This is a genomic window from Rhizobiales bacterium NRL2, assembly GCA_001664005.1.
Taxonomy (GTDB): Bacteria; Pseudomonadota; Alphaproteobacteria; order Minwuiales; family Minwuiaceae; genus Minwuia.
Window position 1 is genome coordinate 37,514 of sequence record CP016093.1, and the last position, 23,819, is coordinate 61,332.

At 66.2% G+C, this 23,819-nt stretch carries 22 protein-coding genes; 12 read left to right on the top strand and 10 right to left on the bottom strand.

Annotation, left to right across the window (positions count from 1 at the left end; all coding sequences use genetic code 11):
- Positions 1-33 precede the first annotated feature (33 nt).
- Positions 34-1,491 (bottom strand): hypothetical protein, encoded by a 1,458-nt coding sequence (locus tag TEF_00085; protein ID ANK79359.1) that lies wholly within the window; start codon positions 1,489-1,491, stop codon positions 34-36.
- Positions 1,492-1,668: 177 nt separating this feature from the next.
- Entirely contained in the window at positions 1,669-1,989 is a 321-nt protein-coding gene (locus TEF_00090) for a hypothetical protein (GenBank protein ANK79360.1), read from the bottom strand.
- Between the two features lie 271 nt (positions 1,990-2,260).
- Between TEF_00090 and TEF_00095 the strand changes: the two genes are divergently transcribed.
- From TEF_00095 to TEF_00125, 7 genes are all read left to right on the top strand, one after another.
- The gene (locus TEF_00095; GenBank protein ANK79361.1) at positions 2,261-3,022 is read left to right on the top strand and encodes a phosphoribosylaminoimidazolesuccinocarboxamide synthase; all 762 of its coding nucleotides are present in this window, start codon (positions 2,261-2,263) and stop codon (positions 3,020-3,022) included.
- A gap of 31 nt (positions 3,023-3,053) precedes the next feature.
- On the top strand, positions 3,054-3,296 hold the full coding sequence (locus tag TEF_00100; GenBank protein ID ANK79362.1) for a phosphoribosylformylglycinamidine synthase: 243 nt from the start codon (positions 3,054-3,056) through the stop codon (positions 3,294-3,296).
- 4 nt (positions 3,297-3,300) lie between these two features.
- The gene (locus tag TEF_00105; GenBank protein ID ANK79363.1) at positions 3,301-3,966 is read left to right on the top strand and encodes a phosphoribosylformylglycinamidine synthase I; all 666 of its coding nucleotides are present in this window, start codon (positions 3,301-3,303) and stop codon (positions 3,964-3,966) included.
- A complete protein-coding gene (locus TEF_00110; protein ANK79364.1) occupies positions 3,963-6,167 on the top strand; it encodes a phosphoribosylformylglycinamidine synthase II in 2,205 nt (734 codons plus the stop codon). Before TEF_00105 ends, TEF_00110 begins: the two co-directional genes overlap by 4 nt.
- 15 nt (positions 6,168-6,182) lie before the next feature.
- Positions 6,183-6,416, top strand: coding sequence for an ATP-binding protein (locus tag TEF_00115; GenBank protein ANK79365.1), 234 nt, complete (start codon positions 6,183-6,185; stop codon positions 6,414-6,416).
- Positions 6,417-6,444: 28 nt separating this feature from the next.
- On the top strand, positions 6,445-6,783 hold the full coding sequence (locus tag TEF_00120) for a monothiol glutaredoxin, Grx4 family (protein ID ANK79366.1): 339 nt from the start codon (positions 6,445-6,447) through the stop codon (positions 6,781-6,783).
- 604 nt (positions 6,784-7,387) lie between these two features.
- Positions 7,388-8,317, top strand: a complete 930-nt coding sequence (locus TEF_00125; GenBank protein ANK79367.1) for a MarR family transcriptional regulator — start codon at positions 7,388-7,390, stop codon at positions 8,315-8,317.
- A 10-nt stretch (positions 8,318-8,327) separates the two neighbouring features.
- On the opposite strand, the gene TEF_00130 is transcribed toward TEF_00125, so the two are convergent.
- The 3 genes from TEF_00130 to TEF_00140 form a co-directional block, all read right to left on the bottom strand.
- Positions 8,328-9,137 (bottom strand): hypothetical protein, encoded by an 810-nt coding sequence (locus TEF_00130; protein ID ANK79368.1) that lies wholly within the window; start codon positions 9,135-9,137, stop codon positions 8,328-8,330.
- Between the two features lie 24 nt (positions 9,138-9,161).
- Positions 9,162-9,497 carry a hypothetical protein gene (locus TEF_00135; protein ID ANK79369.1) on the bottom strand — a complete coding sequence of 112 codons (336 nt, stop codon included), beginning with the start codon at positions 9,495-9,497 and terminating at the stop codon, positions 9,162-9,164.
- 87 nt (positions 9,498-9,584) lie between these two features.
- Positions 9,585-10,388 carry a transcriptional regulator gene (locus TEF_00140; GenBank protein ANK79370.1) on the bottom strand — a complete coding sequence of 268 codons (804 nt, stop codon included), beginning with the start codon at positions 10,386-10,388 and terminating at the stop codon, positions 9,585-9,587.
- Between the two features lie 135 nt (positions 10,389-10,523).
- On the opposite strand from TEF_00140, the gene TEF_00145 reads away from it, so the two are divergent.
- The 3 genes from TEF_00145 to TEF_00155 all read left to right on the top strand — a co-directional run bounded on the left by TEF_00145 (position 10,524) and on the right by TEF_00155 (position 12,262).
- A complete protein-coding gene (locus tag TEF_00145) occupies positions 10,524-10,925 on the top strand; it encodes a hypothetical protein (GenBank protein ANK79371.1) in 402 nt (133 codons plus the stop codon).
- 23 nt (positions 10,926-10,948) lie between these two features.
- Positions 10,949-11,293, top strand: coding sequence for a hypothetical protein (locus TEF_00150; GenBank protein ANK79372.1), 345 nt, complete (start codon positions 10,949-10,951; stop codon positions 11,291-11,293).
- Positions 11,294-11,530: 237 nt separating this feature from the next.
- A complete protein-coding gene (locus tag TEF_00155) occupies positions 11,531-12,262 on the top strand; it encodes a hypothetical protein (protein ANK83182.1) in 732 nt (243 codons plus the stop codon).
- Between the two features lie 24 nt (positions 12,263-12,286).
- Here the strand turns inward: TEF_00155 and TEF_00160 are convergent, their stop codons facing one another.
- Both TEF_00160 and TEF_00165 read right to left on the bottom strand, forming a co-directional pair.
- The gene (locus TEF_00160) at positions 12,287-13,273 is read right to left on the bottom strand and encodes an NADPH:quinone oxidoreductase (GenBank protein ANK79373.1); all 987 of its coding nucleotides are present in this window, start codon (positions 13,271-13,273) and stop codon (positions 12,287-12,289) included.
- A gap of 177 nt (positions 13,274-13,450) precedes the next feature.
- Positions 13,451-14,359, bottom strand: a complete 909-nt coding sequence (locus TEF_00165) for a 3-hydroxyacyl-CoA dehydrogenase (GenBank protein ID ANK83183.1) — start codon at positions 14,357-14,359, stop codon at positions 13,451-13,453.
- Between the two features lie 114 nt (positions 14,360-14,473).
- Between TEF_00165 and TEF_00170 the strand changes: the two genes are divergently transcribed.
- The gene (locus TEF_00170; protein ID ANK79374.1) at positions 14,474-15,475 is read left to right on the top strand and encodes a hypothetical protein; all 1,002 of its coding nucleotides are present in this window, start codon (positions 14,474-14,476) and stop codon (positions 15,473-15,475) included.
- A 428-nt stretch (positions 15,476-15,903) separates the two neighbouring features.
- A complete protein-coding gene (locus TEF_00175) occupies positions 15,904-17,187 on the top strand; it encodes a hypothetical protein (protein ID ANK79375.1) in 1,284 nt (427 codons plus the stop codon).
- 1,873 nt (positions 17,188-19,060) lie between these two features.
- Here the strand turns inward: TEF_00175 and TEF_00180 are convergent.
- The 3 genes from TEF_00180 to TEF_00190 all read right to left on the bottom strand — a co-directional run bounded on the left by TEF_00180 (position 19,061) and on the right by TEF_00190 (position 23,325).
- Positions 19,061-20,683, bottom strand: coding sequence for an acyl-CoA synthetase (locus TEF_00180; protein ID ANK79376.1), 1,623 nt, complete (start codon positions 20,681-20,683; stop codon positions 19,061-19,063).
- Positions 20,684-21,138: 455 nt separating this feature from the next.
- Complete coding sequence (locus TEF_00185) at positions 21,139-22,362, bottom strand: hypothetical protein (protein ID ANK79377.1); 1,224 nt, start codon at positions 22,360-22,362, stop codon at positions 21,139-21,141.
- A 144-nt stretch (positions 22,363-22,506) separates the two neighbouring features.
- On the bottom strand, positions 22,507-23,325 hold the full coding sequence (locus tag TEF_00190) for a DNA methyltransferase (protein ID ANK79378.1): 819 nt from the start codon (positions 23,323-23,325) through the stop codon (positions 22,507-22,509).
- Positions 23,326-23,819: the final 494 nt, after the last annotated feature.

Sequence of the window (23,819 nt, forward strand, 5' to 3'; positions counted from 1 at the left end):
TCTCCTAACAGAGCCCGGCGCGCGTCGGCGGCTTTACTGGGCCGGCTGGTATCCGCCCCCTTCGGAGGGGGTGAACCCGCACTGCGCGACGACTGCCGAGTTATCGACCGGCGTGGACTGCGCAACGGCGCGCGTATCCAGACGGCCCAGGGTATTCAACACTCGGAACGCTGCTACCTGAGAATCAAAGAAAGCGTTAACGAAGTTGATGCATGCACTGAATAGCTCATTTTCAGCGTCGAGAACATTGATGGCCGTCTCTTTTCCGGCCTCCCGCAGTTCAATTCGGGACTGGAAGACCTCACCGGCAATATTCATCGCGTTACGCAAGAGTTCGGCGCGCTCTTTTGCAACTTCCATTTCATGCCAGGAGAGCTCCATGAGCTCGGTGGTCTTGCGGCTGACATCGCGGCCGCTCTGTATCGCTTCCTTGTAACGGGCGTTGGCCTCGGCGCTGTTGGCCGGGGTCAGAAAGCCGTCGAACAGCTGCCAGGTGAGCTCCAGCTTGACGGCGTAATCGTGGCGCACGTCCTCGACGCCGGCGAAATTGTTCTCGATGTTGGCGCTGCCCACCACGTCGACGCTCGGATAGTAGGTGGACTGGGCCCGGTCGATCTCGTGCATCGCCGAATCGGCCTGGGCCGAGGCAATCTTGATCACCGGGTTCTCGGCCTGCAGCTTCTGGGCCGCGGCCTCCTTGGATTCGGGCAGCATGGACGGCGGCACCTGCATCGGCACCATGCTCTCCAGCGTCGGCGGATGACCGAAGACCTGAATGTAGGTGGAGATCGAATCCTTCAGCGCGCCCTCGAAGGCGATGCTCTGCTCCTTGGCGATCTGCAGGCGCGACTTGGCCAGCAGCACGTCGACGCTGATGCCGGAGCCGCGGATGACGCGCTCGTCCTCCAGCTCGAGCTGCTCGCGGATGGCGCGCTCGTTGCCGGCGTTGAGCCTGACCAACTCGCGGTTGCGCAGGACGTTGAGATAGGCGGTCACGCCTTCGAGGATCACGTTCTGGCGCACGGCCGCCAGGGTGTTTTCCGAGGCCCGCTTCAGCGCCTTGGCACTGGCCGTTCCGGCGAATCGGGAAAAGCCGCTGAACAGGTTCTGGCGCACTTCGACCGTCGCGTTGGTGGCAAAGAACTGCTGATTCTCCAGACCCAGCGCGCGCGTGGCCAGCGAATCGGTATGCTCATACCCCGCGCCGGCGGTGATGCTGGCCTGGGGCAGGAAGCCCGACTTCTCGCGCCGGATGTTCTGGTGGGAGGCATCGAGGGCGCGCCGGGCGGCCTGGATCTGCGGGTGATCCTCCACCAGCGCCTCGACTTCCTCGGCAAGGTTCTCGGCCTGCGCGCCCGCGGCCGCCATACCCATGATGCATGCGACGGTCGCGGCGACCGCGATTCCCGCCCTGCTGGCGCCGATCTTCATGTCTCGCACCCCGTTTTCGCCCGGACAGATGCGCCAGCCGGCCCCCACCGGCACGCGCATTCCGCCAAATCGCATGCAACATACTTTAGGTCACACGCATTCCACAAGCGATGACCGGGACGCCGGGGGCATCCACGGCAGGGTGTAGCAATTCCACCACAACGCGGCCCGATTCAGACACTTAGCGATCGCACACGCCTCGGTGGAACAGCCCCGGCGGGCGCCGTACCGGCAGCGTCATTCGCTGGCGATCTGCGCCCGCGCCTTCTGCAGGAAGTCGGCCATGTGGCTGCGCAGGCGGTGCTCGGAGATGTCGAGCCCCTTCTCCTGGATGTCGGCCCAGCACTTGCGGAAGACGTCCTCGTCGCCGGGCTCCTCGAAATCGGAGGCGATCACCTGCTTGGCGTAGGCGTCCGCCTCGGCGCCGGAGAGGCCCATCTGCTCGGCGATCCACAGGCCCAGCAGCTTGTTGCGCCGCGCCTGCGCCCTGAATTCCTTCTCGCCGTCCAGAGCGAACTTGGATTCCGCAGCCTTCTTGCGATCGTCGAATCCTGCCATGTGACCCCCGGTGGTGATGCGGCTGAACGGTGGCGGACACGGCGTGCGCCGCCAGCTCGGTGACCCGTTTCATTTATCGCGCGACCGTCCGGCGTTCAATGTCTACATCCCGCCGGCGGGCCTGCTCGCGACAAATTGCGCGCGCGGCGCACGCCGGGGGCGCGCGCATTGTCTTCCCATGCGGCTTTATGTATGTTCCGCGCTTCCTCGGGCGCGGACACGCCCGGGATCCTTTCGCGCCGCACCGGCGCAAGCTCGAGAGACCCAGCACATGGCCCGCCGCAGACAGCTATACGAGGGCAAGGCGAAGATCATCTTCGAAGGCCCCGAACCGGGAACCGTGGTCCAGTACTTCAAGGACGACGCCACCGCGTTCAACAACCAGAAGAAGGGCACGATCACCGGCAAGGGCGTTCTCAACAACCGCATCAGCGAATACCTGATGACGCGCCTGGGCCAGATCGGCGTGCCGACCCATTTCATCCGGCGTCTCAACATGCGCGAGCAGCTGGTGCGCCAGGCCGAGATCATCCCGCTGGAGGTGATCGTGCGCAATCTCGCCGCCGGCTCCTTCGCGCAGCGCTTCAAGATGGAGGAGGGCACGCCGCTGCCGCGCTCCATCATCGAGTTCTGCTACAAGAACGACGATCTGGGCGACCCGATGGTGGCGGAAGAGCACATCACCGCCTTCGGCTGGGCCAGCCCGCCGGAGATCGACGACATCGTCCAGCAGACCATCCGCATCAACGACTTCCTGTCGGGGCTGTTCCTTGGCATCGGCATCAAGCTGGTGGACTTCAAGATCGAGTTCGGCCGCGTCTGGGACAACGACGTGATGCGCATCATCCTGGCCGACGAGATCAGCCCGGACAGCTGCCGGCTGTGGGACGCGGACACCAACGAGAAGATGGACAAGGACCGCTTCCGCCGCGACATGGGCGATGTGGAAGAGGCCTATCAGGAGGTGGCGCGTCGGCTGGGCGTGATGCCGGAGAACCCCTCCGACTTCAAGGGACCCAAGCTGGTCCACTGACCGACCCTGAACCGGGAGCGACAGCGACGACATGCAGGCCCGCATCTTCGTGACCCTCAAGAACGGCGTGCTCGATCCCCAGGGCAAGGCGGTGGCGACCGCCCTGCACAGCCTGGGCTACGAGGGCGTCGGCGCCGTCCGCCAGGGCAAGATGTTCGAGATCGACATCGCCGCCGCCGACCGCGAGAGCGCGCGCGCCGAGCTGGGCGAGATGTGCGAGCGGCTGCTCGCCAACACGGTCATCGAGAATTACGAGATCGAGATTGTCGACTGACGTCATGAAGGCCGCCGTCATCGTCTTTCCGGGCTCCAACTGCGACCGCGACGTGCAGGTCGCGCTGCGCCGGTCCATGGGCGCCGAACCGGACATGGTCTGGCACGGCGATCACAGCCTCGGCCGCTACGACCTGGTGGTCCTGCCCGGCGGCTTCTCCTATGGCGACTATCTGCGCTGCGGCGCGATCAGCGCCCACAGCCCGATCATGAAGGAAGTGGTGCGCCACGCGGAACGCGGCGGCGCGGTGCTGGCCATCTGCAACGGCTTCCAGATCGCCTGCGAATCGCAGCTGCTGCCGGGCGCGCTGATGCACAACGCCTCCGGCCGCTTCGTCTGCCGCCCCGTCCGCATGCGGGTGGAGACGGCCGACACCCCCTTCACCGCCCGTTACGACACGGCGCGTCCGATCGAGATTCCGGTGGCCCATCACGACGGCAACTACTTCGCCGACGATGCGACGCTCGACCGGCTGGAGGGCGAGGGCCGCGTGGTCTTCCGCTATGACGGCGACAATCCCAACGGCTCGCTGCGTGACATCGCCGGCATCGTCTCGGAGAACCGGCGCGTGCTGGGACTGATGCCCCATCCCGAACGCGCCGCCGACCCGGCGCTGGGGGGCACGGACGGGTGCGCCATGTTCGAATCCCTGGTCGAGGCGCTGTCATGACCGGGATCGAGATCACGCCGGAGATCGTGGCCGAACACGGCCTGACCCCCGAGGAATACGAGCGCGTCGTCGCCGCGCTGGGGCGGACGCCGAACATCACCGAGCTGGGCATCTTCTCGGTGATGTGGTCGGAACACTGCAGCTACAAGTCCTCCAAGGTCTGGCTCAAGACCCTGCCGACGGAAGCGCCCTGGGTGATCTGCGGCCCCGGCGAAAACGCCGGCATCATCGACATCGGCGACGGCGACGCGGCGATCTTCAAGATGGAAAGCCACAACCATCCGAGCTTCATCGAACCCTATCAGGGCGCGGCGACCGGCGTTGGCGGCATCATGCGCGACGTCTTCACCATGGGCGCCCGGCCCGTCGCCAACATGAACGCGCTGCGCTTCGGCAGCCCCGACCACCCGAAGACCCGGCGGCTGCTGGCGGGCGTCGTCGCCGGCATCGGCGGCTACGGCAACTGCATGGGCGTGCCGACGGTGGGCGGCGAGGTCAACTTCCACCCGGCCTATGACGGCAACATCCTGGTCAACGCCATGTGCGTCGGCACCGCCCGGGCGGACCGCATCTTCTATTCGGCCGCCGCCGGCATCGGCAATCCGGTGGTCTATGTCGGCAGCCGCACCGGGCGCGACGGCATCCACGGCGCGACCATGGCCTCGGCCGAGTTCGACGACGCCTCCGAGGAGAAGCGCCCGACCGTGCAGGTCGGCGACCCCTTCATGGAGAAACTACTGCTCGAAGCCTGTCTGGAGCTGATGGCGACCGACGCCATCGTCGCCATCCAGGACATGGGCGCCGCGGGACTGACCTGCTCCTCGGTCGAGATGGCCGACAAGGGCGGCGTCGGGCTGGAACTGGATCTCGACGCCGTGCCCCAGCGCGAGGCGGGCATGAACCCCTACGAGATCATGCTTTCCGAGAGCCAGGAGCGCATGCTGATGGTGCTCAAGCCCGGCCGCGAGCCGGAAGCGCGCGCCATCTTCGAGAAATGGGGCGTCGAGTTCGCCGTGGTCGGCCACCTGACCGACACCGGCCGTTTCACCCTGAAGATGGGCGGCGAGACCGTGGGCGACATACCGGTCCGCCCCCTGGTCGACGACGCGCCGTCCTACGAACGGCCCTGGACGCCGACGGCGCGGCCCCGGCCGCTGGACCCGGCCAGCGCGCCGCAGCCCAACAGCTACGAGGACGCGCTGCGCCGCCTGATGGGCTGTTTCGACGTCGCCAGCCGGCGCTGGATCTTCGAGCAATACGATCACTCGGTCATGGCCGACACTGTCCAGAAGCCGGGCGGCGACGCGGCCGTGGTCCGCGTGCACGGCACGAAGAAAGCGCTGGCGATCTCCACCGACGTCACCCCGCGCTATTGCCTGGCCGATCCGGTCGAGGGCGGCCGGCAGGCGGTGGCCGAGACCTGGCGCAACATCACCGCCGTCGGCGCGACGCCGCTGGCGATCACCGACTGCCTCAATTTCGGCAACCCCGAGCGGCCCGAGATCATGGGCCAGTTCGCCGGCTGCATCGAAGGCATGGGCGAGGCCTGCCGGGCGCTGGATTATCCGGTGATCTCGGGCAATGTCTCGCTCTACAACGAGACCAATGGCAAGGGCATCCTGCCGACCCCGGCGATCGGCGGCGTCGGCCTGCTGGCCGATTCCTCGAAGATGGTCCGCATCGCCCTGACGGAACCGGGCCTGACGCTGATCCTGATCGGGGAAAGCGCCGGTCATCTGGGCCAGAGCCTCTATCTGCGCGAACTGCTGGGCCGCGAGGAAGGCCCGCCGCCGCCCGTGGACCTCGCCGCGGAACGGCGCAATGGCGACATGGTGCGCCAGGCGATCCAGGACGGCCTCGTAGCGGCCTGCCATGACCTTTCCGACGGCGGCCTCGGCGTGGCCCTGGCGGAAATGTGCATTGCCGGCGGCGTCGGCGCGACGGTGCGGCTGCAGGAAGGCGGCGCGGCGCCGCACGCGCTGTTGTTCGGCGAAGACCAGGCGCGCTATTGTATCGCCACGGCGCGGCCGGACGAGGTCCTGGCCCTGGCGAATGCGGCGGGGGCGCCCGCCACGGTGCTGGGGACGACCGGCGGCGGCGATTTGACTGTCGACGGGCTGCTCACCATATCGGTCGCCGATTTGCGGGGCGCCCACGAGAAAACCCTGCCGGAGTTCATGTCCGGCGGCGTGGCTGCCTGAAGGGAGACTGTGGCGATGGCGATGGACGCGGGCGAGATCGAGACCCTGATCCGGGAAGCGCTGCCGGACGCGCAGGTGACGATCACCGACCTCGCGGGCGACGGCGATCACTACGCCGCGCACGTCGTTTCCTCGGCTTTCACGGGCAAGTCCCGCGTGCAGCAGCACCAGATGGTCTACAAGGCCCTGCGCGGCCGGATGGGCGGCGAACTGCACGCGCTGGCCCTGCAGACCTCGGCCCCGGCCTGACGGCCCGGCCGGAACCAGGAGTACACCAATGGACCAGACCACCCACGACCGCATCGACGAAGCCGTGAAATCCAGCGATGTCATGCTGTTCATGAAGGGCACGCCTGTCTTCCCGCAGTGCGGCTTTTCTGCGGCGACGGTTCAGATCCTGAGCTATTTCGGGGTCAAGTTCGGCTCCGTGAACGTCCTCGATGACATGGATATCCGCCAGGGCATCAAGGAATATTCCGACTGGCCCACGATTCCGCAGCTCTACGTCAAGGGCGAGTTCGTCGGCGGCTGCGACATCGTTCGCGAGATGGCCGAATCCGGCGAGCTGGAAGAGATCTTCCGCCAGAACGGCATCGAAACCAACCAGGCGGCATAGGTCGGCGCAGGCGGGCTGGGGTTGGCTGGGCCGGCCAGCCCGCCGTGTTCATGTGCTCCGGCCCGCGCGCCTGCCGAGTCCGCCAGCCCGCCGTGTTCATGTGCTCCGGCCCGCGCGCCTGCTGAATCCGGCCAGCCCGCCGTGTCCATGTGCTCCGGCCCGCGCGCCTGCCGAGTCCGGCCAGCCCGCCGTGTTCATGTGCTCCGGCCGGCGCGCGCCTGACGGCGACGGGCATGCCAGAATGGGCAGGTATCTCCGCCCGGCCTCACGCTGCACGACCCCCTCCCGGCGCTTCGCGCCGACCTCCCCTTGGCCAAGGGGAGGGTCGGGGTGGGGGATTGCGGCGCATCCCCATTTCGTCATCCCCGACGGCCCGAAGGGGCGCTCGGGGTTCGTGGGAAAGCGGACTCCGGTGCGCTTCCGCCACCCGATGCCCGCGCACCTCTCGACGGCGGGCATGACAGAAAGGGAGCGAGGCTCCGGCATGGGCCCCGGCTCGAAGCCCGGGCGCCGAGGTCCACGTGGGATCACTCCTCCGCACTCAATTAATTGACAAAAGCATCTATCTAATGGCCAAATCCCCGAAATTATCCGGGAGACCCCGATGGCCCACGCCGATCCGGCCCGCGATGTCGAGGCCGTGCGCGATTTCACCCGCTACTACACCCGCCGCCTGGGCGTGCTGAAGGAAGGACTGCTGGACACCGATCTGCCCCTGCCCCAGGCGCGGCTGGTCTGGGAGCTGGCGCATCGGGAAGCTGTAACGGCGGCGGCGCTGGCCCGCGACCTGGAGCTCGACCCCGCCTATGTCAGCCGCCTGCTGAAAGGACTGGAGCGGCGCGGCCTGGTGGCGAAACGCCGGTCGGAAAGCGACGGCCGCGCCAGGATCGTCGCCCTGACCCCCGCCGGCCGCGACCTGTTCGCCGAACTCGACGCCCGTTCGGTGCGCGAGGTGAACGACATGCTGGCGCCTCTCGCCCCGACGGAACGGCGGGGACTGACGGCGGCGATGATGCGGGTCCGCCGGATGCTGGGCCCCGAGGCCGACGCGCCCGCGCCTTACGTGATCCGCAGCCACCGGCCGGGTGACGTCGGCTGGGTGATCTCCCGCCACGGCGAGATCTACGCGGACGAGTTCGGCTGGGACGGCACGTTCGAGGCGCTGGTGGCCGAGATCGGCGCCGCCTTCATCCGCGATTTCAAACCCGAGCGTGAGCATTGCTGGATCGCCGAGCGTGACGGCGAGCGCGTGGGCTCGGTCTTCGTGGTCGAGAAGGATGCGGCGACGGCGCAGCTCCGCCTGCTGCTGGTGGATCCGTCGGCGCGTGGGCTGAAGCTGGGCGAACGGCTGGTCAACGAGGTCATCCGCTTCGCCCGTGCGAAGGGCTACAGCAAGCTCACGCTGTGGACCAACGACTGTCTGCACGCGGCCCGGCGCATCTACCAGAAGGCGGGCTTCGTGCTGGTGGACGAGGAGCCGCATCACAGCTTCGGCGTCGACCTGGTCGGCCAGAACTGGGATCTCGAACTCTGAGGCGCCGCCTTCAGGCGGGCACGAACCAGTCGTCGAACTGCGAAATGTGGTCGAGCACGCGCCGGTAGCCCTTTGATTCCAGCAACTCGATGACCTTGCGGCGGCGCGCCTCGCGGTGGTTGTGCTCGACGGCGATGAAGCCGAAACGCGTCGCCTCGAAATCGACGGCCGAGAGGATCTCGAACTCGGTGCCCTCCGTGTCGACCGACAGGAAGTCGACGAAGGCCGGCACACCCTCGCGCGCGAACAGCTCGTCGGTGCGGATCGTCGGCACGTCGATGGTCAGAGCGCTGCCCTTGCGGCGCTTCTTCGTGAAATCGGCGATGCCCGACATCTCGCCCGCGCTCTGTTTCAGGAAGGGCACGCTGCCGCCCGAACGGTCGAAGGCCGCCTCGGTGGCGAGCCGCGCCGTACGGCAGTCGCGGATGGCGGCGTGGAAGTCCGGGTTCGGCTCCACCAGCAGTCCCCGCCAGCCCAGCGCCGTCTCGAACAGGTAGCTGTTGGAGAAGTCGACGCCATTGCCGACGCCGATCTCGACGAAATAGCCATCGCGCTTCGCGCCGCAGAGGTGGATCTGAACCAGGTCCTGCAGAAGTTGGGCACGCGAATCCCGCGCATGCGCCCGGTAGACTTCGGCGAAGGACCGGTCCTCGGCGGCCAGTAGAACCAGCACGCGGAAGTCCGGGGTCAGGCCATAGCGCAGCTTGCCGCCGAGCGCGGCGGCGTTGCGTCCGTCCATGCGCAGCGCGGTATCCAGCAGCCCCCGCCAGGGCCGGACATTGAGCGCCAGATGCGCGATCCAGGTCGCCAGAAACCGCAAGGCCTTCCTCCCCTCCGGGCCGGATCAGGCCGGTTCGTCCCAGACCCCGTCCGCGATGATCTTCAGCGCCACCCGGCCATTGATCTGGTCCATGGACCAGAACCCGCCGGAGCCCCAGACATCGGGCTCGGCCCGGGCGGCGATATGGCCATAGTCGGCCTTGGCGGTGATGACAAGGCAGAGCATCCGCTCGCCCTTCGACATGGGGAAGTCGTTCTTCGCCACGCGCTCGAGAACGCCGTTCGCCGCGATCCGCTCGCCGAAGGCGGTCCAGTTCTCGAATTCGTCCGGCCCGACACGGAAGAACCGCTCCACCGCAGGTGTCGCGGCACAGGCTTCGGCATAGAGTTCCTGGGACATGGCGGCCTCCCGCAGGCGTCGATTCGGACGATGGCGCGAATCTGCCGCCCCGCCGAGCGTCTGTCATCCTCCGGCGTGCAGGATCTCTCAGACCGCCATGGCGCGCATGGCGGCGGCGGTCGCCGGATCGGCGGGGAAGAAGCTCTCGATCGCCAGCTCTTCCAGGCTGATATCGATGGGCGAGCCGAACACCGTGGTGGTGGAGATGAAGGACAGCACGCCGGCGTCGATGCGGTATTCCAGCGGAATGGCGATGCCGCCGAAGCGGTCCTTCGCCGGCGGTCGCTGGATGCGCGCCCCGGGCGGCATGGGATAGCCCTTCAGCTCGTCCGCCAACGCCGCCAGCGCCGGATCGGCCGAAGCGTCGATTTCGCGCGCCAGCCGCTGCAGTACGTGGGCGCGCCATTCGCCGTAGTTGACGATGCGTCCGGCCAGCCCGTCCGGGTGCAGCGACAGCCGGAGCACGTTGACCGGCGGCGTCAGCAGCTTCGGATCGCCGACGCCCATCATCGCGCGCGCCGCGTCATTGGCCTCGATCAGGGTCCAGTGCCGGTCGATGGCGATGGCCGGGTGCGGCGCGTGGCCCGCCAGGATCAGCCGCACCGCCGACAGCGCCGGCGTCAGGGCAGGGTCGTCCAGGTCGCGCTCCCGATAGACCGGCGCGAAGCCGGCGGCGGCCAGCAGGGCGTTGCGCTCCCTCAGCGGCACGTCGAGCTGTTCGGCCAGGTGCAGGGCCATGTCCCGGCTGGGCGTGGAACGGCCGGTCTCCAGAAAGCTCAGATGGCGTTGCGAGATGCCGGCCTCGGCGGCGAGGTCGAGCTGGCTGAGGCCGCGGCGCTGACGCCACTGGCGCAGGATCTCGCCCGCTGGCGGATGTTCGGTGCTGGTCATGGCGGCCACAGTGCGGCGAAACGCGCGGCGCTACAATTACCTGACGCGTAATCGACGCGGCCCCGGGCGGCGGCGATCCTGCAGCCGCGTCGGCGGGGATGGTCCCGGCGGCCAAGCGGAACAAGGGAGAGCCACATGTCATCCGCCGATCCTGCAACCATCCTTCGCGCCACCGTGCTCGCCGACGGCGTCACCCGCGCCGTCATGGGCGTCGCCCTCGCCGCCGGCGCCGGCTTCGTCGCCAGCCTGACCGGCCTGCCCGGCGGCCTGCTGTTCTGGGCCGGGATCGCCCTGCTGCCCGTCGCGGCCTTCATGCTGCTGACCGCCCGGTCCACCCGGCCTTCACGCGCCGCCGCCTGGATCATCATCGCCGGCAACGAGGCCTGGGTGCTGGGGTCCGTCGTCCTCATGCTCGCCGGCTGGGTCGAGCCCAACGCCCTGGGCTATGCTTTCATTACCGTGCAGGCGGCCGCCGTCGCCCTGCTCGCGACCATCGAGTTCCTGGCGCTCCGCCGGCTGCCCGCAGCCGCCGCCTGACGCCCACTGCAAGGAGAGAGATCATGACAGCCTACGCGATCGCCACGCTGCGCGACCTCAATTACGGCCCCGATATCGCCGGCTACATCCGGAAGATCGACGCCACCCTGGACGAATATGGCGGCCGCTTCCTGATCCATGGCGGCCGCACCGAGCCGCTGGAGGGCGACTGGCCGCACGACATCGTCGTGCTGCTCGAGTTCGCGGACATGGACCGCGCCCGCGCCTGGTATGACTCGCCGGGCTATCAGGCGATCCTGAAGCTGCGCACCGACAATGCAAAAGGCGACGTGGCGCTGGTCCAGGGCGTGCCCGAGGGCTACCGCGCCACCGACGTGCTGGAACGCATCGGCCTCGCCGGCGCGTGACAGGCGGCCCGGTTGGAAAGCCGGCTGCGGCAGCCGTATAGTGGCGGGAGCAGCCCCGGGCAGCAGACCGGCTTCCGGCCTCCGCAACGGGCGGCGGCGCGGGCAATGACGAGAGGAGCCTCCATGACCGAGCGCGCAGGACGCAGGACCTATGCGGACCAGCTCGACCAACGCGGGCCGCTGGACGAATGGCAGAAGGTCCGTCTCGAGATCGATCCGCCGGTCGCGACGATCACGATGAACGACCCGGAGAGTCTCAACGCCTTTTCCATCCGGCTGACCGGCGAGCTGCGCAAGGCGCTGGCGGAGGCGGACGCCGACCGCCGCGTCCGCGCGATCGTGCTGACCGGCAGCGGCAAGGCCTTCACCGCCGGCGGCGACCTGCGGCAGATGGAGCAGGCCGAAACCGGGCCGATCGAGCTCTACGAGTTCATCCGGCGCGAGTTCGGCGGTGTGGTCCAGGCGATCGCCGCGACCGACAAGCCGGTCATCGCTGCGGTCAACGGCCATGCCATGGGCGTGGGCTTCTTCACGGCGCTGGCCTGCGACATGATCGTCGCCTCCGAGCGGGCGAAGTTCGGCACCGCCTACATCCATCTCGGCCTGACGCCGCTCGGGGTCAGCCAGATCCTCGCGACGCTGGTCGGCTATCACAAGGCCTACGAGCTCTGCGCCCTCGGCGAGGTGCTCACGGCGTCGGAGGGGGCCGGGCTCGGCTTCGTCAACCGCGTGGTCGCCGCGGACTCGCTGATGGAGGAGGCCGGCGCGCTCGCGCGGCGTCTTGCCGACGGCCCGCCACGGGCGCTCGGCTTCACGAAGATGCTGCTCAACCGCGCGATCCGCGGCGGTCTGGACGAACACCTCCAGATCGGCGAATCGATCCAGCCGCTCTGTCTCGACAGCGACGACCATCGCGAGGCCCTGGCCGCCTTCGCGGAGAAGCGCAAGCCCGTCTACAGGGGACGCTGACCGGCGTCGGCCGGGCGCCCGGTCTCAGTCCTCCCGGACGCGGATGATCAGCTTGCCCTGCGCCTTGCGGTCGCGCATGGCGCGGAGCGCCTCGACGCCGTCGTCCAGGCTCCAGACGCCGCCGACATGGGGCTTCAGCTTGCCTTCCCGCCACCAGTCGAACATCGCCGCCATGTTCTCGCGGCACTTTTCGGGGAAACGCCGCGAGAAGCCCTGATAGGCGACGCCGACCAGCTCGATCTGCTTGATCAGGATGTGGTTGGCCGGCAGCTGCGCGATGTCGCCGGCGGCGAAGCCGATCACCAGCATGCGCCCGCCCCAGTTGATCGAGCGGATCGCCTGGTGGCTGAAGTCGCCGCCGACGGAATCGAAGATCACGTCCGCGCCCTTGCCGTCCGTCGCGTCCTTGACCTGCTGGCGGAGCTCCGGGCCCTGCGAATAGTTGATCAGGACGTCCGCGCCATGCGCCTTGCAGAGCGCCAGCTTCTCGTCGGAGCTGGCGGCGGCGATGACGCGCGCGCCCAGCGCCTTGCCGCCCTCGATCGCCGCGAGCCCTGTGCCGCCCGCGGCGCCCAGCACCAGCAGGGTCTCGCCGGCCTGCAGCCGGCCCCGGTCCACCAGCGCGTGGCGGATGGTGCCGTAGATCACGGGGAAGCCGGCCGCCGTCTCCCAGTCCATTTCGTCGGGGATGGGGAAGACCCAGTCCGCCGGCGCGGGGACCTGTTCCGCGAAGCAGCCGATCATCGGGTGCGCCGCCACGCGGTCGCCGACCGACAGACCCGTCACGCCATTCCCCAGCTTCGAGATGACGCCGGCGCATTCCATACCCGGCGCGAAGGGCGGCTCGCCCTTGTACTGATACTTGCCCTCCGCCATCAGCACGTCGGGGAAGTTCAGCGCCGCCGCATGGACGTCGATGATCACCTCGTCAGGCGCGGCTTCGGGCGCGGGCAGTTCGCCCACCTTCAGGTCGTCGACCGACCCCACGGTCTCGCAGATGATGGCTTTCACAATGACCTCCCCACATGGCGCGCGGGGGACCCTCGGGTCACCGCCCGAGGGCGGGTGGGTGGCTTGGCCGGCCCGCGCGCCTTCTGTTTCTCATCGGGCCCGATCCCCCACCCTGCCCTCCCCCCTAGCCAGGGGGGAGGGTGGCTCCGCGTCAGCGGGGCCGGGAGGGGGTACGGCTCAGATCGGATCCCAGTCGAAATACTCCGCCGTGCCGTCGAGGTCGTAGAGCTCCTTCTTCAGCGACGGGTAGAACTGGCTGGCCAGCGCGTCGTGGCTCCAGCCGTCGGACTTGTGGATCGTCTTGATCGGCCTGGGCTGGCTGAAGAGATAGATCTCGTTGCCGCGCACGCCGAAGACGTTGGCGGTGACGTCCTTGGCCGCATCGGAGCAGAGATAGCTCACCACCGGCGCGATGTGCGCGGCGGTGGCGTTCTGCTTGAACTTGCGGAAACTCTCGGCCATCTCCTCCGACGTGATCGGGATCGACTCGATCATCCGCGTCCAGGCAAAGGGCGCGATGCAGTTCGACCGCACGCCATAGCGCTGGCCCTCCATGGCGATGATCTTCGACATGCCGGTGATGCCCATCTTGGCGGCGCCGTAGTTCGCCTGGCCGACCGAGCCGTGCAGGCCCGATGTCGAGGTGAAGTGCACGAACGCGCCCGACCCCTGCGGCTTCATGTGATCGACCGCCGCGCGGCTGACCAGGTAGCAGCCGTTCAGGTGCACCTCGATGACCGCGCGCCAGTCGTCTTCCGACATCTTGTGGAACATGCGGTCGCGCAGGATGCCGGCGACGTTCACCACCGCGTCGATGCGGCCGAAGCTGTCGACGGCGCAGTCGACCATCGCCTTCGCGCCCTTCGCGTCGGAGACCGAATCGCCGTTGGCGACCGCCTCGCCGCCGGCGGCCTTGATCTCGGCCACGACCTGTTCGGCCGGGCTCTCCCCGGTCTGTTCGCCCTCGACGCCGCCGCCCAGATCGTTGACCACGACCTTCGCGCCGCCCTTCGCCATGTCCAGCGCCACCTCGCGGCCGATGCCGCGCCCCGCGCCGGTCACCAGCGCAACCTTGCCGTCCAGAATGCCCATTGATCTCTCCCCTTCCCCGGCCCGGCGCGCACGGCCGGGCAGACAGGGGTGTTTCTACAACGCTATCATCGCCGGAGAAAAGCGGTTGCGAGCCCCTGGGGAGATGGCATGAGCCAGGCGAACGACGAACTGCGGGACGAAGCGGCGCGCTTCGTGGCGGCCCATTGGGGCGCGGACCACGGGATCCGGGACTTCGGCCCCATGGAGGACGGCCATGCGGGCCTCAGCTTCGGCCTCACGGTGACGCGGGCGGGCGCGGACGTGGAGGGCGTGGTGCTGCGCCTCGCGCCGAAGGGCGTGCGCCGGTCGGGCAACACCGACGTCTACCGCCAGGCGCCGCTGCTGCGCGCGCTGGGCCGGGCCGGGGTGAAGGCGCCGCCGGTGCTGCACGCGCAGGAGAGCGAGGACTGGTTCGGCACGCCCTTCGTGATGACGAAGCTGCTGCCGGGCAAGACGCTGATCATCTGGCAGCCGGCGTCCGAGTTCGAGGGCTTCGTCGCCGAAGGCTGGCGGCAGGCGGCGGCCGAGCTCGCCACCATCCACCGCTTCGACTGGCGGGCCGAGCTGGCGGACTGGGAAAAGCCCCGCGACATGGCCGCGGAAATCGAGCGCTGGGCCACGATCCTGGAGAAGACCGACGAGCCGGACTGGATCGAGCGCGGCCGCCGCGTCGCCGCCATCCTGCGGGAGCGGCCCATGCCGCCCTCGCCGCAGGGCCTGTTCCACGGCGACTACCAGCCCGGCAACGTCCTGTTCCACGAGGGCCGGATCACGGCGATCCTGGACTGGGAGCTGGCCGGCATCGGCCCGCAGCTGCTCGACATCGGCTGGCTGATGATGATGGGCGACCCGGAGGCCTGGGATCCGGTCTGGGGGGCGAAGAACGTGCCGCCGGTCGACGAGCTGGCCGCGATCTACCAGGACGCCATGGGCGAGCGCTTCGCGGCCATCGACTATTTCGAGGGGCTGAGCTGCTACATCTTCGGCGTCATCTCCTGCCTCAACGTGAAGCTGCACCGCACCGGCCGCCGCCCCGACCCCATGTGGGACGACATCGCCAGCTCGGTCGTGCATCTCTTCGGCCGCGGCGAGGCGCTGCTGACGCGGTAGGGGGCCGCGACCAGCCATTGGTGTCATCCCCGATGGCGCCTGCGCCACTCGGGGATCGGGCGAGGCCGGACGCCGGCGTGCTTCCGCCACCCGATGCCCGCGCGCCTGACGGCGGCGGGCATGACAATAGAGGTGAAGGCCGGGCCCGTCCGGCTCGAGCCCTGCGGGCGGAAAGGATCCCCTCCCGGCGCTGTGCGCCGACCTCCCCCCGTTCCCGGGGGAGGCAATGATCCGCAGACCGCCGGCGCGTTCTCCCTCCCCCTTCCCGAAGGGGGAGGGCCGGGGAGGGGGATTGCAATACCCGGAGGGGGATCGCAGCGCGCCGCGCAGGACGCCCTCGCCCGCCGCGCATGGGGCCATGAGCCGCGCGTGCTGGCGGAGGCGCGCCGGCTGCGGCAGGATGCGCCCGGTTCAGGGGAGGATCGCGCATGACCGGGACGGTAAAGACCGACCGCGGCGACAACGGCTATGGCTGGGTGATGGTGGCCGTGGGCTTCGGCCTGGTCAGCCTCGCCTTCGGCGGCATCGGCTCGGTCGGCGTCTTCCTGAAGCCGCTGGAGGCCGAGTTCGGCTGGAGCCGCGGCGAGGTCTCCCTGGGCTACACCTCGGTCGCCGTCGCGGCCGCCGCCTTCGGCATCTTCTGGGGCTGGCTGGCCGACCGCCGGGGCGGGCGCGGCATCGCGCTGTTCGGCGTCACCATGATGGGGGTAAGCTATTTCGGCCTGAGCTTCACCGGGGAGCTCTGGTACTACTACCTGATGCACTTCGCCTTCGGGGCGCTGGGCAACGCCGCCGCCGGCACGCCGATCTTCGCCACCACCGGCTTCTGGTTCACCCGCAATCAGGGCCTCGCCATCGGCGTGATGGCCGCGGGCGGCGCCTTCGGCCAGGCGGTCTGTCCCTACGCCGCGCGGCTGCTGATCTCCGCCTATGACTGGCAGACGGCCTACGCCGTGCTCGGTGTCGCCTTCCTGGTGATCGGTCTGCCGCTGGCCATGCTGGTGCGCGACCCGCCGGCCCGGATCCAGAGCCGCGCCGAGGCCAGGGCCGCGCGCCAGGGCGGCCCGGCGCTCCGCATCGAGGCCGCCGCCGCGACCAGCCTCGCGCCGCGTCAGGTCATGCCCTGGATCTGCGCCGCCGCCTTCTTCTGCTGCGTCTGCATGACCGTGCCCATCGTCCACATCGTCGCCCTGGTCTCCGACCGCGGCGTCGACCCGGAGCTCGCCGCCTCGGTGCTCTCGGTGCTGATGATCGCCGGCATCTCCGGGCGCATCCTGGGCGGCAAGGTCGCCGACATCGTCGGGCCCGTGCCCGGCTGGATGATCATGTCGGGCGGGCAGACGGCGCTGGTGCTGCTGTTCCCGGTCACCGAGGACCTGATCTGGACCTATGTCCTGGCCGCGGCCTTCGGCCTGTTCTACTCCGGCGACATGGCCTCGATCCTGGTGGCCGGGCGGATGCTGCTGCCGGCCCGCGTCGCGGCGCAGTCGATGGGCTGGATCGTCTTCTTCGGCTGGCTCGGCATGGGCACCGGCGCCTGGGCCGGCGGCGCCATCTTCGATTATGCCGGCGACTATTTCTGGAGCTACGCCACCGCCGCCGGCGGCGGGGTGGTGAATTTGCTGATACTGGGCCTGTTCTGGATCAGGCTGGAACGGGCGAAATCAGGCGCCGCAGGGGAGATGGCGGAGCCGGCCCGCGCAGCGGGGTAAGGGGCATCTGCGTTGCACAACGTGATAGATGATGCACGCATAAACGATGTCAGAATGCCATAATTTCTCGAAGTTCGATGCCAGTCTGATTGTCCAGATTCCGCGGCTCACGTTCATGCGTTTTTGGTTTGCTTGATCCAAGGCATTGACAAATGCAGTGAATTAAAAAGAATAGATTTATTCAAAGGGAGAAATTCAGTTGAGCAACCTGCAATCGATAAATTTTGGGTTCTCGAGTGCTGAGGCAGAGAGATCTCGTGATCCAGGGCTCCTTATCGACGGGTACGTAGATATAGAAGCCGCCAGCGAATCAGCAGTTAACGGGAATGATTTCCTTTTTTTGGGCTACAAGGGCACCGGTAAATCGTCAATTGCAGAGCGCGTAGACCTAATCTACGCAGATGAGCCGAATGTTTTTGTTAAAACCATTTCATTGTCCGATTTTCCATTTACTCAGTTTTCAAAAATTGTCCGCGGAAACATTGAGCCCGAGTCAAAATTCACAACCGCCTGGATGTGGATTATTTTGATTTATCTCCTTGATTCATTTTCAAAAGACTCTGGAATACACCATCCAGACGTCGGTATTTTTAATGATGCTATAAATTCTTTTAAGCAAATGGGGCTTTCTCCCTCCTCCGATATTACTAGTATTGTAAGAAATTCTTCAAAAAAGAATTTTTCTCTAAGCTTGCCTGGAAAACTAGCCTCGTTGAATTGGTCGGGCTCTGAGCAGCGCCCCGCATCGGAGATCCCTGATTTTGTAGAAAGCTTACGGGAAATTATTCGGCCGCTACGGAGCTATAGCAAGCATATACTAATTATTGATGGGCTAGATGATGTACTAACCTCACGCCAGACACAATATAAGTCACTTTCTGCACTTATATTTGAAATGAACCGGCTGAACAATGATCTTGAAAAGAACAATGTTCCTGCAAAAGTCGTGGTTTTGTGTCGAACCGATATATTCGAGCAAATACCTGGTGCAAATAACAACAAAATTCGACAAGATTTTTCTTTGGAATTAGATTGGTATCATGACCCGCGGGAGCCGGAGAAATCGCTCCTGATTCGAATTGCTCAGCTGAGAGCGAAGCGAAGCCTCAAAAGAGAAGTGGATATATTTAAATCATTTTTCCCCTCCTATCTTGATAGAAAGGAAATAAAACAATATTTACTAGATATGACCCGCCATACTCCCAGAGATTTTTTAAGGCTTCTCGAACATATAAAGAAATTTTCCCAAAGCGGTAGACTTTCATCCGATGAAATAAAGTCCGGACTTAGGGATTATTCAATCAGATATTTTCTACCTGAGATTCGAGATGAACTTAGTGGATACGCAGAGCCATCGGAGATAGATTCTTTTATACAGGGACTAAGTCGGTTGCGCCGACGGGATTTTTATATGGACGATCTATTGAAGTCCATGAAGGAAACCAATTCAAATACCGATGAAGAGCGAATATTTGAAATCACAGATTCGTTATTCAGATGTAGTGCTATTGGAAATATACAATATCGGAAAGGCGGAAGCACTTTTTATACCTTTAAATATAGAAATAGACATTCCAGCTTCAATCCAGAAGAGGCAATTATGCTGCATCGAGGCCTCTGGAAGGCGCTAAACTTGATGTAAAAATCCTCCACTTGAGCCAAATGGCCAATTAATAGGCACATTTTACCTGTGCTTAATTTCAATCTCCATGACACCAGAAGTGCGCACCCGAAGTACAACGCACGTGATCCAAGAACTCCGCTGCGCTACGGCCGGGATGACACCAAGGGGGTGGGCGCCTGAACCTCAGACGTTGGGAGAAGGGCGCGCGGGCCGGCCCAGCCATCCCCCGCGCGCCTGAACCGTCAGCGTTTACTTCGCCATGTCCCTTAACTTGAATTTCTGAATCTTCCCCGTCGACGTTTTGGGGATTTCCCCGAACACCACCTCGCGGGGGCATTTGTAGTGCGCCAGGCGCTCGCGGCAGTGGGCGATGATCTCGTCCGCCGTCGCCTGCTTGCCGGGCTTCAGCTCGATGAAGGCGACGGGGGTCTCGCCCCACTTCTCCGACGGTTTCGCGACCACGCCGCAGGCGGCGACCGCCGGGTGGCCGTAAAGCGTGTCCTCGACCTCGATGGAGGAGATGTTCTCGCCGCCGGAGATGATGATGTCCTTGGAGCGGTCCTTGAGCTCGATATAGCCGTCCGGGTGCCAGACGCCGAGATCGCCCGAATGGAACCAGCCGCCTTCGAACGCTTCGCCGGACGCCTTCGGGTTCTTCAGATAGCCGGCCATGACGATGTTGCCGCGCATGAAGACCTCGCCCATGGTCTCGCCGTCCCGCGGCACGGGCTGAAGCGTCTCCGGGTCGGCGATCATCAGGTCCTCCTGCATCGCCGAGGTCACGCCCTGGCGCGCCTTCTTCTTCGCCTGCGCGTCGCCGTCGAGTTCGTCCCACTCGTCCTTCCAGGCGCAGACCACGCAGGGGCCGTAGGTCTCGGTCAGGCCGTAGACATGGGTGACCTGGAAGCCCTGGCGCGCCATCTCGGCCAGCACCGAGGCCGGCGGCGGCGCGGCGGCCGTCATCATGTTGACCGTCTGATCGAAGGGCTGCTTCTGGTCGTCGGTGGCGCCGGTGATCATCTGCATGACGATGGGCGCGCCGCAGAGATGGGTCGCCTCGTGGCGGGCGATGGCGTCGTAGATCGTCGCCGCCTCGACGCGCCGCAGACAGATGTTGACGCCCGCGATCGCCGCCACCGTCCAGGGGAAGCACCAGCCGTTGCAGTGGAACATGGGCAGCGTCCACAGATAGCGCGCGTGGTTGCCCATGCCCCAGGTCACGGCGTTGTTCAGCGCGTTCAGGTACGCGCCGCGGTGGGTGTAGACGACGCCCTTCGGGTTGCCCGTGGTGCCGGAGGTGTAGTTGAGCGCGATCTTGTCCCACTCGTCGGCCGGCATCTGCCAGGCGAGGTCCGCGTCGCCGGTGGCGATGAAGGCCTCGTAGTCGCTCTCGCCCAGCCGCTCGCCGCCCGGGCCCTGCGGGTCGTCGACGTCGATGACGATCAGGTCGCGGTTCCCGACGCCGTCCAGCGCCTCCTTCACCATCGGCGCGAACTCGGTGTCGCAGATCAGCACGCGCGCCTCGCCGTGGTCGAGGATGAAGCGGATCTCCCCGGCGCTGAGGCGGTAGTTCAGCGGGTTGAGCACGGCGCCGATCATGGCGACGCCGAAATGCGCCTCGTACATCTCCGGGATGTTGGGGCAGATGATGGCGACGGTGTCGTCCTTGGCGATGCCGCGCTTCGACAGCGCCGAGGCGAGCTTGACGCAGCGCTGATAGGTTTCGGCCCATGTGCGGGTCAGGTCGCCGTGGACCACCGCCGGATAGTCCGGATAGACGCTGGCCGTCCGCCGGATCAGGCTCAGCGGCGAGAGCGTCTGGTAGTTGGCGGGCTGGGCGTCCAGGTCGCGGGCATAGGCGTCGGCACTCATCGGGGCGTCTCTCCGGCGGGTTTCGGTTCCTGTTCTTCTCCCGCCAGATAAACACCAGAATCCCGCGGGCTTTCAAGCGCGGCGGCGCGAAGCGGCGGAGGCCGGTGGCGACGGCTCTCGACCACACCGCCGCGTCCTGAACGGGCCGCAGGCCCGGTTCGGGACCCATGCCCGAGCAGGTCCGGCCGCGCCTGTTCCGGCGGAAAGGCTCAGGCGTGGGTCCCGCGCCGCCGCTGACGCAGCGCGCAGGACGCGCGGGCCGGAGCCGAACAGACAGGCGTTCCTCCCCCCTTGTGGGGGAGGTGGCCGCGAAGCGGCCGGTGGGGGGTCACCCCCTCCCCGACCCTCCCCCATCAAGGGGGAGGGGGTATTGTAGCGCGCCACTTGTTTCCGGAGCGCCGGACACTTGAAACCGGAGCACTTCAGAGCCGCTTCAAACTGCTCTGAGCGCTTCATCATCGATTGCTTGGGGATCCGGCCCGGGGGGAATCGACGGCGCGCTGGACAGCCTCGACGATATTGATGCCCGGCCCCGCCTCTCCGACCTTGCCGAAGCCGGTATCCTGAGGATTGAAAATGCAGCTGGCAGCATGGTGGAGGATCACGTCGCGGCTGGTGTCACTCACGGCGCTCTTGGCCAGCGCCTCGAAGGTCATCAGGGCGTTGACGCGATGGCGGTTCAGCACCGTGTTGTGACGGTGGGAGAGAAAGTTTTTCGCGCAGATGCCGATCAGAAAGCTGATGGCGCCAAGGGTCACGAGCTTGCTCAACAGATAGGGCAATGGGACGCCAAACACGCCCTGTCCGGACGTCGGGGCCGCGACCAGGGCGGCGAAGGTCGATGGCGAAGTCGTCGAGACGACGTACTCGAATGCGCCGGGCACGGCGACAACCAGGAAGATGCCGACCGACAGAACCGTCCACCCCAGCCACCACCACGCGGCCACTGCATGCCTTGCGGCTTCAATGTCGAAGTGCCTGGCCTCCTGGGAGACGGCAATCTCGGAAATTGCCTTACGTGTCGCTTCCAGGCGCTCCTCGATCTCGACTTCAAGTCCCTCAATCAGTTCCTGGACCTGCGCTTCTCTCCGTTCCGCGGATGTTTCCAAGTCTTTCTTCGCCGTCTCGAATAGCTGGTCTAGTTCCTCGGAGCGCTGTTCGACGGCCTTCCTTATCGAATGGCCTCTCTCAAGATTCTCGGCAAGGTTTGCTGCAGCCTCCGTCGCGGCCCCCTTCAGCTCATCAATCGTCGAACGGAGTTCTGCCAGCTCCGGCCGCTCGGAGGGCGGGACGGCAGCCGTTGCAAGATCGCCAATGATCCGCATTTGCGGCGCCAACTGGGCGTAGCTTTCCCGAACCTTCTGAATCAATTGGTCGCGTTCGTGCTGCGGGTTACCGTAGGAGCCTGCCTTGAATTGTGCCGCCGCTTGGATACCTGGGGCGAACTCATCGAGTGGACTTCTTATCTGGTTGACGATTGTGTCTGGAACCTCTCTCACCAACTCGGGAGTGATAGCCGCTGTCATCTCCTGCATCGAAAGTAGATACGGCACCAGAGGGTCGAAATCCTTCTTCTCGTTAGATTCAATCAGTGTTGTCTGGCGCAGAGAATCTGGATCTATCTCCCAGATCATCTGCAGTCTTGTCATCACCTGCTCGACAATTTTCGCACTCGGCATCGCCACACCCCTCAAATGTACGATCCATATTAAGCAGGATCATGGGTTGGGGCGCTGAGCTAGTCCAGTTCCCCCGCGGCCAGGAGACGAATTCCGGGTAAAACGCGCCGGGCCGGCACACTCCCCCTTGTTGCGCAGCAATCCTCAGAGGGATTCGTGGTCTGAGATGATCAACTCCGCAGCCGGGCGGGAGCGGCCCTTAGTGAGCGTGTAGGTCGTCGTGACCTCTTCGAGCCGGAAGCCGGCGAAGAGCTCCCGGATCTCGGGCGTGTCGTTGATCGAGAGCAGGAAGCGGCCCTGCAGCCGGCCCAGCGCCTCGGCCATCTCCGCGAACTCGTCGCGGCCGAACAGTTCCGCACCGTAGTCGCTCTCGCTGCCCCAGTAGGGCGGGTCCAGGTAGAACAGCATGCCCGGCCGGTCGTAGCGCTCGATGAACGCCCGCCAGGGCAGGCATTCGACCACGACGCCGGCGAGGCGGCTGTGCACGTCCTCCAGCATCGGCGCCAGCGTCGTGACGTTGAAGCGGCCTGGCCGGTCGGCCGAGACGCCGAAGTTCCGCCCCGCGACCTTGCCGCCGAAGGCCGTGCGCTGGAGGTAGAGGAAGCGCGCCGCGCGCTCCAGGTCGGTCAGCGTCGCCGGATCGGTGGCCGACAGCCGCTCGAACTCGGCCCGGGTCGTGACCTGGAAGCGCATCATCTCCATGAACGCCGTGTAGTGGCGCTGCAGGATGCGGAAGAAGTTGGCGACGTCGCGGCTCCGGTCGTTGATCACCTCGACCTTCGGCCGGGCGGTGCGGCGCAGGAAGACGCCGCCCATGCCGACGAAGACCTCGGCGTAGCCGTCGTGCGGCGTGTCGTTGATACGGGCAACCAGGCGCTTCGCCAGGTTGCGCTTGCCGCCGACATAGGGCGCGACGGGGCGCACCGGGTCGACGGGCGAGAGAGCGTTTGGATTCGACTCCATGATCCTCGGGTTTCACTATCGCCCCGCCCCTGCAGGGGTGGCGGGACGGCCGCAGAGCGGCCGGTTGCGGTCGTGGGCGTGAGTACCGCCCGGTTCGCGGTGCGCCAACACCGCGGCCCCCGCCGGCCTTTCCGGCGACGTGGATGGACTTGATCATCGCTGAACGACAGAATGCGCCTGCCCCCAGCGGGGTGACGGGTCAGCTGCAACTGGCCACTTGCAGCCTTGGGGCGCCCCCACGCCCTGGCTCGCGCCGGTAGCTTCATGCGGGCCCCCGTCGGCCACGACGGGAGATCACATGGCTCCGCGATCGCGGTGTTCTCACCCATCGCTGTTCCCCCACCGCCGCCACTCTGTCGGCCGGGCGACGCAGGCCCAGTGGTCGAGGGTCTGGGGCGTGCAGGGCGTGCGCGGAGCGTTCAGCGCCATGGCGGCATCGAGGGCTGTCAGCAGGTCGGCGCCGGCGTCGAAGCGGAGATAACAGGTCTGCATGA